A 12,862-nucleotide genomic window follows, 5' to 3' on the forward strand; every position below is an offset into this window, starting at 1 on the left:
TATATTATAATCTATTAACTAATCTTTTTAAACGAAGTGAAATAACCCCAAAAACAGCTTCTATTATTATGGAATTACTCATTTTGGATTGTCCTTTGGTTCTATCAGTAAAAATAATAGGCACTTCGGAAATCTTAAAATTATTGCAATAGGTACGGTATTTCATTTCTATCTGAAAAGCATAACCCACAAATTTTATTTTATCCAAATTGATTTTTTCTAAAACTTCCCTTTTGTAACAAACAAAACCTGCTGTAGCATCATGAATTTGCATTCCTGTAATGAATCGCACATATACCGAAGCAAAATAAGACAACAACACCCGGTTTAATGGCCAATTGACCACGTTTACTCCCGTAACATAACGCGAACCAATAGCCAAATCAGCATCACCAAAATGACAGGCATTATACAATTTTTCTAAATCACTTGGATTGTGCGAAAAATCGGCATCCATTTCAAAAATAAATTCATAATTATTAGCCAATGCCCACTTAAAACCATGTACATAAGCCGTTCCTAAGCCTGATTTTTGCAATCTGTTTTCAAGAAATAAGCGCCCTTCAAATTCCGTTTGCAACAAACGAACCTTGTCGGCTGTATGATCTGGAGAATTATCATCCACTATAAGAACATGAAAATGTTTGTGTTGAGAAAGCGTTGTTCGAATAATGCTCTCGATATTTTCAATTTCGTTATAGGTTGGAATTATAACAATACAATTATTCATATTTCTAGAAATTTCATGGCAAAAATAACCTTTTTATGCCATTTGATTCATAATAATAGTATAATAAAAATATTGATATAAAATTTTACTAATTTTGCTTCCGCTATGACAGAATATCTCTTACATCCGAGAATAACCGAAAACAAAGACTGGGCAACCTTTTTATTTGTTTTAGCTTTTGGCATTATTGCCGCTACCAGAGCGATTTACGGCAATCGTTTTGGCGAATTTATCAATTTAATTTTTTCGGATAAATATTCTAAAGTATATCGCGATAGTAGCCAATTAAAAAGCAGTTTTACTATCTCTTTATTCTTCGTTCAGCTTATTTCGTTTGCATTTTTCATACTAATTTCACTAAGTATTTTTGGCTATGCTTCAAAAACCGATTGGAGATTGTACATACAAATCATAACTTTTCTTGGTTTTTTTATCTTATCGAAGTTTTTAGTGGAAAAAATAATCGCTACCACCTTCAATATTGAAGAATTTGTGGAGCAATTTAACCTGCAAAAAATCACTTATCGAACGTATATTGGAATAATTATTTTACCTATCAATATTCTTTTATTTTACTATAATACTGTTTCTCAGAATATTCCTATTGCAATAATAGCCATAATACTAGCATTAAGCGTTCTAACTTACTCCCTCTCAATAAAAAAATATCAAAATTTAATATTCAGTAAGTTGTTTTATTTTATTTTATATCTTTGCACTCTCGAAATAGCTCCCTATTTTTTCATGTATTATTTGTTTACAAAAGGGAGCGCTTAGAAAATGTTAAAATATGAAAGTGAAAACAATTTTGGTATCGCAACCAGAGCCTAAAGTAGAGAACTCACCTTACTTTGAACTCCAACAAAAACATAAAATCAAAATTGATTTCCGTCCTTTTATTCATATAGAAGGAGTGAGTGCGAAAGAAATTAGACTTCAAAAAATTGATCTTAACAATTTTTCTGCAATTATTTTAACCAGTAGAAATGCTGTGGATCATTTTTTCAGAGTAGCTGAGGAAATGCGTTTTAAAGTTCCTGAAGGTTTAAAGTATTTTTGTCAATCGGAAGCTGTGGCTTTCTATTTACAAAAGTATGTAGTTTACAGAAAACGTAAGATTTATGTTGGCGCAAAAGACTTTGCCGACTTATCTCCTTTAATCAAGAAATACAAAGACGAAAAATTCTTATTACCTGCTTCTGATCAATTGAATGCTGATGCCCCTCAAACCTTAAACGGTTTAAAAGTAGATTGGACTCAAGCTACTTTTTACAGAACAGTAATGAGTGATTTATCTGATTTAGCCGATGTTTATTATGATGTTTTAGCATTCTTTAGTCCAACAGGAATTAAATCATTATACAAAAACTTCCCTGATTTCAAACAAAACAACACTAGAATAGCTGTTTTTGGAAGCACAACTCAAAAAGAAGCGCTAGACCATGGTTTAAGAATTGATATCATGGCTCCTGCTCCAGGCACACCTTCAATGACAATGGCTTTAGAAAAATACATTGTAGAAGCCAACAAAGTGAAATAAAACTAACATCACATACCTTATAGCCGTCTCGTTAAAAATGAGACGGCTATTTTTTTGCCAAATTTTTGATAAAAGTAAAAATTCAAAGACTACAAAACACATAGTTTTCTTTATTTTTGAGTTGTAACAAACAACACAAAAAAGAAAGCCATGAAAAAAATCCAACTTATTGCAATGATGCTTCCGTTATCGTTATTATTGTTCAATTGCAGCTCTACTAGAAAAGGAAAAGAGTATGTTGATGCTAAGAAAATAAGCTACAATACCGATGTAAAACCCATTATTGCAAACAGCTGTACGCCTTGTCACATGCCACCACAAGGGCGAAAAGAACCACTTGAAAACTATGAGCATGTAAAAGAAAATATTGGTGCTATATTGGAAAGGATAACTTTACCACAAGACAACCGTAAATTTATGCCGCCTGTAAATAAAAAACCAGCCTTGACTGAAGCGCAGCTTGCTATTTTAGTGAATTGGCAAAAACAAAATATGCCAGAATAACAGCCAAAAATATTCAATAAAAAAAAATCCAAATCCCAATAACACTTCGACAAGCTCAGTGTGACAATTGGAATTTGGATTTTTTATTTTTTTAAAAATTTATTTCTCTCTCAATTCCATCACTGAAATTGATATTGAACTTATTAGTCCCTCCTACTTCCTCCTAAATAAATAGACAGGTAATACAACAAAGTAGCAATGGAACCTAAAGCAGCCACAACATAGGTACGAGCCGCCCATTTCAAAGAATCTTCAGCTCCGGCATATTCAGCAGGATTCAACATGTTTTTAGTTTTTAACCAGGCCAAAGCACGATTACTGGCATCATATTCCACAGGCAGGGTTATAATTGAAAACAAGGTTGTTGTAGCAAACAAAATAATTCCAATAAGCAATAATCCCGGAAAAGTCTTTAACATAAAAATACCCGCCAATAAAACCCATTGCATATAAGACGAAGCCACATTAACAAAAGGCACTAATTTAGAACGCATGGTCAGCCACTCATAACCATGGGCATGTTGCACCGCATGACCACATTCGTGCGCTGCCACTGCAGCCGCAGCCGCATTTCGTTGATTATACACCGCTTCACTTAAATTGACTGTTTTATCGGTCGGATTATAATGATCCGTTAATTGTCCTGGAGTCGAAATTACTCGAACGTCATAAATCCCGTTATCGTGAAGCATTTTAGTAGCAATCTCAGCACCACTCATATTATTTTGCAAATGCAATTGCGAGTAATGCTCAAACTTACTCTTTAATCTTGAACTTACTAACCAGCTGAACAACATAATAGCTCCAGCCAGAATTAAATATCCACTTCCCATATTTTGATAGTTTTAGTTTCTGTTTTCCTAAACAGCAAATTACACACCAAATTAGAAAAATGTCAGTTTGACAGCTGTTAAAAATGTATTAAATTGCCATTTCAAAAACAAAAATTCCAAATCCCAATTGCACTTCGACAAACTCAGTGTGACAATTGGAATTTGGAATTTAAGATATTGGAATTTATTTCTAACCTACAAGATTAATAATTTTCCCTGGAACAATAATCACGTTATTTGGTGTTCTGCCGTCTAATTGTTTTTGAGTTCTTTCATCTTTCATTACGATTTCCTCAATTTGTTCCTTAGTTAAATCCAAAGGTAATTTGATAGTGAAACGCATTTTTCCGTTAAAGGAAACCGGATATTCTTTCTCCGATTCCACCAAATGTTTTTCTTCAAATTTTGGAAAAGGTACTGTCGCAATAGAACCTTCATGACCTAGTTGAGACCACAATTCTTCTGCAATATGTGGCGCATAAGACGAAATCACAACAGCCAATGGTTCCAAAATAGCACGGGAATGGCAATTTTGCGTTGACAATTCATTCACACAAATCATAAACTGAGAAACCGAAGTATTGAAAGAGAAATTCTCAATATCTTCCGCTACTTTCTTGATGGTTTTGTGTAAAGTTTTCAGGTTATCTTTGGTTGGCTCGTCATTGGTAACAATCAAGCCATTATCATCAAAATACAAACGCCATAGCTTTTTCAGGAATCCAAAAACACCCGAAATACCAGCCGTATTCCAAGGTTTTGCCTGTTCCAATGGTCCTAAGAACATTTCGTATAAACGCAAAGTATCGGCACCATATTCTGCACAAATATTGTCTGGAGTGACTACATTGTATTTTGATTTTGACATTTTTTCAACTTCACGACCTACAATGTATTTTCCGTTATCATCTAAAATGAATTCAGCATCTTTATAATCTTCTCTCCATGCTTTGAATTTTTCAATATCCAATTCATCGGAAGCATTCACCATTGAAACATCAACATGAATAGGATATTCCAATGTTGATATTTGTATTACTCCTTGATTACCATTAAAACTTTTTTGTAATTTATCTTTCAAAGAATCCAAAATAGCTAAATCCTCTTCACTAAATTTCAAATTTTCAAGAACAACACAATCTTTATTATAGAACACAAAAGCATTCTCTGACTGATAAGCGAAGTCAATCTGACTAATATCAAATTTTTTATTTAATGCCGACAAACTATTCTTAATTGATACACTTATATAAATATCATCAAAATAATCTACATCTAAATTTGATTTATTAGTTGATGATTCTTCGCTAAGAATATCATACCCTAATACCATTAATCTATACACAAAAGCACTCGTTCCCAAAATCATCCCCTGATTAATCAGTTTTTTAAATGGTTCTTCGGTTGGCGCAAAGCCTTTGTCTTTTAGGAATTTGTTCCAAAAACGGGAATACAACAAGTGACCTGTTGCATGCTCGCTTCCGCCAATGTATAAATCTACAGATTCCCAATATTTCAAAGCATCTGCAGAAGCAAATTCAGTATCATTATGTGCATCCATATAACGCATCCAATACCAAGAACTTCCCGCCCAACCTGGCATCGTATTCAATTCTAAAGGAAAAACAGTCACATGATCTATCAACTCACAACTCACAACCGACAACTTTTCAGAATCCCAAGCCCAAACCGCCGCGTTTCCTAATGGAGGCAAACCGTCTTCGGTAGGTAAATATTTCTCTACTTCCGGTAAAATAATGGGCAGATGTTGCGCATCAATCATTTTTGGTAAACCATTCACATAATACACCGGGAATGGCTCTCCCCAATAACGCTGACGGGAGAAAACCGCATCACGCAAACGGTAATTGATTTTTCCGTAACCCTGACCTAATTTTTCCAATTCGGCAATTACTTTTTGGGTTCCGTCTTTGTAACCCATACCATTCAAGAAATCCGAATTCACTAATTGGAAACCTTCTTTTCCTCCAAAAGCCGCTTCTGAAATGTCTTTATCTACAATATTTTTGATTTCCGGCATTCCGTTAGTTCCTTTGAAGAAATTAGCAAAAGCATAATCTCTTTCGTCACCACAAGGAACGGCCATTACTGCTCCTGTTCCGTAACCTGCCAAAACATAATCGCCAATCCAAACCGGAATAGGTTCTTTCGTAAAAGGATGTTCAGCATAAGCACCAGTAAACACTCCCGAAATCGTTTTTACATCGGCCATACGTTCTCTTTCAGAACGTTTAGCCGTTTTTTCAATATAGGCTTCAACAGCTTCTTTTTGTTCAGCAGTTGTGATTTGAGCTACCAATTCATGCTCCGGTGCCAAAGTCATAAAAGTAACTCCGAAGATAGTGTCAGGACGAGTAGTGAAAACCGTAATCCCCCTAGCCCCCGAAGGGGGAACTATCGCATTGCGTAATTCGTGCGTGATAATATTTAGAACACTATCAATATTATTTAAAATCTCTTTGTTATTAAATCGGATTACTTTGAAACCTTTTTCTTTCAGCACCTTTGTTCTTTCAGCATCCGCTTCTTGCTGTAAATCATGAATTTCTCCATCTACTTCAATCACTAGTTTTCTAGAAAGACAAACAAAATCAACTATGTAATCTGCTATTAAATGTTGTTGCCTAAATTTATAATCTAATGCTTTAGATTTCAAATTTAACCACAATACTTTTTCTGCTTCAGTTGGATTATTTCTCATTTCTTTGGCTCTTTCGAGTAATAAATGAGAATTATTTCCTCCCGTCATATAACCCAAAGTTGTATTAGACTCCAAGTTCTCTTCCCCTTCGGGGAAGGATAGGATGGGGAATGTTACCATCGCTCCAACCGATTTTCCAATCCAGTTTCTTTGTGATTCTTTAATCGATTCACTCCAGTCAATATCATTTAACCCTTGCAACAAACGTTCTGCATAAGCTGAAATTCGCATGCTCCACTGGGTCATTTTTTTACGAACTACCGGATATCCTCCACGTTCTGAAACACCGTTTACGATTTCGTCATTGGCCAAAACCGTCCCCAATCCCGGACACCAGTTTACTTCGGTTTCTGCCAAATAAGTCAATCGGTATTGCAACAGAATTTTCTCCTGAGTATCTTTTGCGAAAGCGCTCCACTCAGCAGCCGTAAAAGCTTCGATGTTATCATCACAAACTGCATTTACGCTTGAATTTCCTGCTGACTCGAAAATGGAAATCAAAGTCGAAATATCTTCTGCTTTATCAGTTTCTTTATTGTACCAGGAATTGAACAACTGGATAAAAATCCACTGCGTATGCTTGTAATAATCCGGATTGGAAGTACGCACTTCTCTGTCCCAATCAAATGAAAATCCTATTTTATCCAATTGTTTGCGGTAACCTGCAATTTGGTTTCCTTCTTTATCCACTCCTCCGTCAATATTCACTCGGGTGGTATCTTCCGGACGTTGTCCTGTTTGAATTGCATATTGTTCAGCCGGCAGTCCAAAACTGTCATAACCCATGGGGTGCAACACATTAAAACCCTGATGTCTTTTATATCTGGAATACACATCCGAAGCAATATATCCCAGCGGATGTCCTACGTGTAATCCCGCTCCTGATGGATAAGGAAACATATCTAAAACGTAATGTTTTGGTTTAGCTGAATTATTTTCGGCTGCAAAAGTTTTATTGTCAGCCCAGTATTGTTGCCATCTGGCTTCGATTTCGTTCGGATTGTATTTCATTCCTGATATAAATTTTATTTAAATAGAGTCATGCTTTCGCACGCTCAAGTCATTATTCTTTTATTGGTTTATGGCTTGTGGTTTATAGTTTTGATTTCAAGCTGTTAACAACAAACTAAAAACTATAAACAGCAAACTAAAAAATGAACGGCAAATTTACATTTATTGTGCGTGCTATAAAAATAATTTAATTGGAATAAAAAAAGAAAATGAATACGTACTTAATACGTAAAAATACTTATTTTTGAAAAATATTTTTTCTGCATAAAAGCAATTTCTTTCATGAATCATATACCTATCTTATTATTGTTCTTATTTGCAATCGTAGCCTTTCTGTATTCATCCGTAGGACATGGAGGAGCCAGTGGCTATTTAGCACTTATGGCAATAGCCGGCGTTGCTCCTCAAATGATGAAGCAATCAGCTTTAATAATGAATCTGGCTGTATCTTTATTTTCTTTTATTGGTTTTTACAGGGCAGGCTATTTTAAATTAAAATTGTTCATTCCTTTCATGGCCGCGAGTATCCCAATGGCCTATTGGGGCGGCACGATGAATTTGCCGGATGCTATATATAAAAAAATACTAGCTCTTTGCATCTTCATTTCCATCATTCGATTAGTATACCAATTTGAAGACAATAAAGAACCTAATCGAGAAATTCCTTTATGGGCGGGACTCCTTTCAGGAGGAAGTATCGGATTGCTTTCCGGACTTTTAGGTATAGGCGGCGGCATCATCCTGAGTCCGTTAATGCTGTTGATGCGTTGGGCAAAATTAAAGGAAACAGCCGCTGTTTCAGCCTTATTTATTTTCGTTAACTCAGTTTCCGGTCTTTATGGACAAATTCAAAAAGGAGGTATTTATATACCTAAAGATTTACAAATAGCCGTTTTAGCTACTATTATAGGTGGCTTATTAGGTTCTTACTTTGGAAGTCAAATATTCAAAAACAAGACACTGAAGTACCTCTTGGCCGCTGGACTCACCATTGCCTGTTTAAAATTACTTTTAACTTAAAATTTGTTTTTAAATAAAATTATAGTTTAAAAATCAGGCTTTACAACACGAAAGTTAAAACTTTGAGCGTTATTAACTTCATATAAAGAAATTCTTTATTATTTTTACCCCATAATTAAAGTAAATATGAGTTCTTCATTTGAAAAGTTTCAAAAACGCAGGTTAATTTCCTCTTATTTTTCGGTAGTATTGAGTATTTTCCTGGTATTATTTTTACTGGGTACATTAGGGCTTTTTATTATCAATTCTAAAAAATTAGCAGACGACTTTAAAGAAAAAATCGCCATGACTGTTTTCTTTAAAAACGAAGCTAACGATACTATTTTAAAAAACTTTGGTGCAGGTTTAAAGAAAGCTCCATTTGCTAAAAATGTAGTTTATGTAAGCAAAGAAGAAGCAGCCAAGCAACATACCGATATCATTGGAGAAGATTTCCTGACTTTTCTGGGAGAAAATCCTTTACAAAATTCTTACGACATTCACATCAAAGCCGACTATGTTGAAAAAGACTCTGTAGCCAAAATAGAACGTCAATTACGCACAAATAATCCAATGATTTCGGATATTGTTTATGACAAACAATTGGTAAACATGGTGAATGATAACATCAAAAAAGTGAGTATGTGGATTTTAATCGTAAGTGGATTTTTGACTTTCATTGCGGTTTTATTAATCAACAGTTCTTTACGCCTTTCCATTTATTCCAACCGCTTCATTATTAAAACCATGCAAATGGTGGGTGCAACTAAATCATTCATTAGAAAACCATTTGTAATGCGAAGTGTAAAATTAGGAATGCTTGGAGCTGCATTGGCTATCTTAGCCTTAATAGGACTTTTATCTTATGTACAGTCTAACTTCCCTGATTTAGGAATTCTGGAAGACAAAACCTTAATCGTATTGGTTTTTGCGGCGGTTTTTGGATTTGGAGTTTTAATCACTTGGATTAGCACTCATTTTGCTACGCAAAGATTCTTGAATTTAAGAACGGACGATTTGTATTAATAATCAGTGTTCAGCTGTAAGTGTTGAGCAAATCACTGAGGAATTTTAGAAATAATAACTTAAAAAGTTGGAATGAGATTACTTCGTTCCTCGCAATAAAAAAATGAAAGACGATAAACACGAATTTTTATTTGACAAAGTAAACTACAAAATTCTTTTGGTAGGAATTGGAGTTATTGCACTTGGATTTATCTTAATGTCTGGTGGAGGAAGTGATGATCCTAAAGTATATAGCGACGCTATTTTTAATTTTAGAAGAATTCGTTTGGCGCCAACTACAGTTTTAATTGGTTTTGGAATTACCATTTATGCCATTTTAAAAAACCCTAAAAAAAATAGTTAGCAGTGTTCAGAATGCAGTTTCAGTTAGCAAACTGAAGCTAAAATCTACACTCTAAAATCAAAAATACAATGAATACATTTCAAGCTATTGTGCTGGCTATAATAGAGGGAATTACCGAATTTCTTCCTGTTTCCTCCACTGGACACATGATTATTGCTTCTTCTTTTTACGGAATTGCACATGACGATTTCACCAAACTTTTTACAATTGTTATCCAATTAGGTGCTATACTTTCTGTTTTAGTCCTATACTTCAAGCGCTTTTTCCAATCTTTTGATTTCTATTTCAAATTATTAGTAGCCTTTATTCCTGCAGTAGTTTTAGGTTTGCTTTTCAGCAAAAAAATAGATAAATTATTAGAAAGCCCAGTAACAGTTGCCGTTTCCTTATTAATAGGTGGAATTATTTTATTAAAAGTAGACGAATGGTTCAATACTTCCGAAGACACAGAAATCACCTATAGCAGAGCTTTAAAAATTGGTTTTTTCCAATGTTTAGCCATGATTCCAGGAGTTTCTAGAAGTGGTGCTTCCATAGTAGGTGGAATGTCTCAAAAACTTTCTAGAACTGCCGCTGCTGAATTTTCCTTTTTCTTAGCTGTTCCTACCATGTTTGGAGCAACCGCTAAAAAATGTTACGATTATTACAAAGACGGTTTTGTATTAACACACGACCAAATCAACTTATTGATTATAGGCAATGTTATTGCTTTCATCGTGGCCATGTTAGCTATCAAATCTTTCATTGGTTTTTTAAGTAAAAAAGGTTTCAAAGTTTTTGGTTATTACCGTATTGCAGCCGGACTAATCTTATTGATTATCCATTATTTTATTCATCCTCTGACGGTTATCTAATGACAAAAGAAGAATATTTAGAAGGACAGGTTTTATTAATTGACAAACCCCTAAAATGGAGTTCGTTTCAAGCAGTAAATAAATTAAAATACCTGCTAATTAATAAAGTAGGATTGCCTAAAAAATTCAAAATTGGTCATGCGGGAACTTTGGATCCATTAGCTACTGGTTTATTATTAATCTGTACCGGAAAGTTTACTAAAAAAATTCAGGAATTGCAGGGTCAAGCCAAAGAATATACCGGAACTTTTCACCTTGGAGCTACTACTCCATCCTATGATTTAGAAACCGAAATTGATGCGACTTATCCAACAGCACATATTGACGAAGCTTTGATTCATGAAACAACAAAACAATTTTTAGGCGAAATCGACCAAAAACCACCTATTTTTTCTGCCATTAAAAAAGACGGAAAAAGATTGTACGAACACGCTCGTGCCGGTGAAGAAGTGGAAATTGCCAGCCGAAAAACTACCATTCACGAATTTGAAATCACCAGAATTGCATTGCCAGAAATCGATTTTAGAGTAGTTTGCAGCAAAGGAACTTACATTCGTTCGTTAGCTTATGACTTTGGAAAAGCCCTAAATTCTGGTTCGCATCTTACTGCGTTGCGCCGAACTAAAATTGGCGATTATGATGTAAAAAATGCAATTGATGTAACTCTTTTTGAAGAAAGTTTAGGACTGGACTCTAAATAAATATTGACCAAATAGGTTATTTACAAAAACCGCATCGGCTTAATCATTTTCAATAATATCCCGATCTAAATCCAGCATCATATCTATAATTTCTGTTTGAGTGGTATTTCCTTTATCATGCAAGTACCATAATTGCAATTCGGTTTTTATAATTTCATCTATAATTCCATGTTCCTTTTTATAATTAGCAATAAGTTCAGTTGCTCCTTTCGGTCTTGGTCCCCAATGCGCTAATGCACCTGAGGTTTCTTTATCAATAACAATCAACTTAGGAATTGCTCTTCCTTTATTGGTTAAAAAATGATCCATCAAATCTACATTCTCATCTCTTAGAACTATTCTCATCTCAATTTTTCCATCAGCAGCTTGTACCATTTTATCAAAAATAGGCAACAATTGTGCTGCATCTCCACACCATCCTTCTGAAATTACTAACCAAACAAACTCATTTTGTAATGCTTTTAACTTACTGTTGTTTTCATTGGAAATTTTTATAGTTTTCTCTAAACGATTCATGCGTGTTTCGTTTAGACTACTATAATGCGTTAAATCTTCTGATTGTTCGTCACCAGTGGACTTGCCTTCTCTCAACAAATCAGTGACTAATTTTCTATATTCTAAGTAGGAATAACTATTAAATAACGCTCTAGCAATTGACTGTATCATGATTTTTATTTTCTGTAAAGTTAAACTAAATAGCCACTATTAAACATGACAAAAATCACTTCTAAATCAGTAAAAAGTGTAATTTTATAAAAATTGCAAAAAACGATGAACTTAAATTCCAAATCAATTGGCTTGGCACTTTCGGGTGGTGGGTCAAAAGGTTTAGCCCATGCGGGTGCTATTAAATTTCTAGAAGAAAAAAACATTCGTCCTAACAGAATTGCAGGAACCAGTGCGGGATCAATTGTTGGCGCCATGTATGCTTGGGGAAAAACTCCCGAAGAAATCCTCAATTTCTTTAAATCCATCTATTTATTTCACTGGAAACATATCACTTTTACTAAAGCTGGTTTGATTGATTCTGAAGCATTCAAAGAATATTTTCATGCTGTTTTTGATGACGCAACCCTAGCCGATTTGCAGATTCCAACACAAATTACCGCCACCGATATGATTAAAGGTGAATTGAAAATATTTGAAGCTGAAACTAAAATTGTGGATGCACTTATTGCTTCTTGCTCCTTTCCTGGCGTTATTTCTCCGTATCAAATTAACGGAAATCATTACAGCGATGGTGGTATTTTAAATCATTTCCCAACCGATTTACTCCGCGATGATTGCGATATGATTATTGGAGTTTACGTAAGTCCCATCAATATGATAACGGCTAAAGATTTAAACTCCATTAGAGCCGTAACTACCAGAGCTTTTGATATTCTTTCTGAAAATTCAAATGTTGCTAAATTCGATCAATGTGACTGGATGATTCAACCTAAGGAATTAAGTATCTACAGCACCTTTGAGACTAATAAAGTCAAAATGGACACTATTTTCAATTTGGGCTATCAGGCGGCAAAATACAGTTACGAAAACAAAATTTATAAAATTTAAGTCAGCCTATTTCAGAAAAAAAGAATATCCCTATATTTGCAC

General features: G+C 34.4%; 13 protein-coding genes. 9 read left to right on the forward strand and 4 right to left on the reverse strand.

The window, feature by feature from the left end:
• Positions 1 to 4: 4 nt before the first annotated feature.
• The gene (locus tag AC4FRF_RS01815; RefSeq protein ID WP_491157734.1) at positions 5 to 730 is read right to left on the reverse strand and encodes a polyprenol monophosphomannose synthase; all 726 of its coding nucleotides are present in this window, start codon (positions 728 to 730) and stop codon (positions 5 to 7) included.
• 105 nt (positions 731 to 835) lie between these two features.
• Here AC4FRF_RS01815 and AC4FRF_RS01820 point away from each other — a divergent pair, with 105 nt between their 5' ends.
• The 3 genes from AC4FRF_RS01820 to AC4FRF_RS01830 all read left to right on the forward strand — a co-directional run bounded on the left by AC4FRF_RS01820 (position 836) and on the right by AC4FRF_RS01830 (position 2,774).
• Positions 836 to 1,507, forward strand: a complete 672-nt coding sequence (locus tag AC4FRF_RS01820) for a DUF4271 domain-containing protein (protein WP_491157735.1) — start codon at positions 836 to 838, stop codon at positions 1,505 to 1,507.
• A gap of 13 nt (positions 1,508 to 1,520) precedes the next feature.
• Entirely contained in the window at positions 1,521 to 2,270 is a 750-nt protein-coding gene (locus tag AC4FRF_RS01825; protein ID WP_491157736.1) for a uroporphyrinogen-III synthase, read from the forward strand.
• 150 nt (positions 2,271 to 2,420) lie between these two features.
• Positions 2,421 to 2,774: a hypothetical protein gene (locus AC4FRF_RS01830; RefSeq protein ID WP_491157737.1), complete on the forward strand. Its 354-nt coding sequence runs from the start codon at positions 2,421 to 2,423 to the stop codon at positions 2,772 to 2,774.
• Positions 2,775 to 2,917: 143 nt separating this feature from the next.
• Here the strand turns inward: AC4FRF_RS01830 and AC4FRF_RS01835 are convergent, their stop codons facing one another.
• Positions 2,918 to 3,607 carry a zinc metallopeptidase gene (locus AC4FRF_RS01835; RefSeq protein WP_491157738.1) on the reverse strand — a complete coding sequence of 230 codons (690 nt, stop codon included), beginning with the start codon at positions 3,605 to 3,607 and terminating at the stop codon, positions 2,918 to 2,920.
• A 190-nt stretch (positions 3,608 to 3,797) separates the two neighbouring features.
• Positions 3,798 to 7,340 (reverse strand): leucine--tRNA ligase, encoded by a 3,543-nt coding sequence (locus AC4FRF_RS01840; RefSeq protein WP_491157739.1) that lies wholly within the window; start codon positions 7,338 to 7,340, stop codon positions 3,798 to 3,800.
• Positions 7,341 to 7,622: 282 nt separating this feature from the next.
• On the opposite strand from AC4FRF_RS01840, the gene AC4FRF_RS01845 reads away from it, so the two are divergent.
• From AC4FRF_RS01845 to truB, 5 genes are all read left to right on the forward strand, one after another.
• Positions 7,623 to 8,360, forward strand: coding sequence for a sulfite exporter TauE/SafE family protein (locus AC4FRF_RS01845; RefSeq protein WP_491157740.1), 738 nt, complete (start codon positions 7,623 to 7,625; stop codon positions 8,358 to 8,360).
• Between the two features lie 126 nt (positions 8,361 to 8,486).
• Positions 8,487 to 9,365 (forward strand): cell division protein FtsX, encoded by an 879-nt coding sequence (locus AC4FRF_RS01850; RefSeq protein WP_491157741.1) that lies wholly within the window; start codon positions 8,487 to 8,489, stop codon positions 9,363 to 9,365.
• Positions 9,366 to 9,468: 103 nt separating this feature from the next.
• The gene (locus AC4FRF_RS01855; RefSeq protein WP_491157742.1) at positions 9,469 to 9,708 is read left to right on the forward strand and encodes a DUF3098 domain-containing protein; all 240 of its coding nucleotides are present in this window, start codon (positions 9,469 to 9,471) and stop codon (positions 9,706 to 9,708) included.
• 68 nt (positions 9,709 to 9,776) lie between these two features.
• The gene (locus tag AC4FRF_RS01860; protein ID WP_491157743.1) at positions 9,777 to 10,562 is read left to right on the forward strand and encodes an undecaprenyl-diphosphate phosphatase; all 786 of its coding nucleotides are present in this window, start codon (positions 9,777 to 9,779) and stop codon (positions 10,560 to 10,562) included.
• Positions 10,562 to 11,263, forward strand: a complete 702-nt coding sequence (truB, locus tag AC4FRF_RS01865) for a tRNA pseudouridine(55) synthase TruB (RefSeq protein ID WP_491157744.1) — start codon at positions 10,562 to 10,564, stop codon at positions 11,261 to 11,263. The genes AC4FRF_RS01860 and truB overlap by 1 nt, the downstream gene beginning before the upstream one ends.
• Before the next feature lie 39 nt (positions 11,264 to 11,302).
• On the opposite strand, the gene AC4FRF_RS01870 is transcribed toward truB, so the two are convergent.
• Positions 11,303 to 11,929, reverse strand: coding sequence for a thioredoxin family protein (locus AC4FRF_RS01870; protein ID WP_491157745.1), 627 nt, complete (start codon positions 11,927 to 11,929; stop codon positions 11,303 to 11,305).
• Positions 11,930 to 12,034: 105 nt separating this feature from the next.
• Here AC4FRF_RS01870 and AC4FRF_RS01875 point away from each other — a divergent pair, with 105 nt between their 5' ends.
• Complete coding sequence (locus AC4FRF_RS01875) at positions 12,035 to 12,820, forward strand: patatin-like phospholipase family protein (protein WP_491157746.1); 786 nt, start codon at positions 12,035 to 12,037, stop codon at positions 12,818 to 12,820.
• The last annotated feature ends 42 nt before the right edge of the window (positions 12,821 to 12,862 follow it).

It is taken from the genome of Flavobacterium sp. ST-158 (assembly GCF_058309975.1).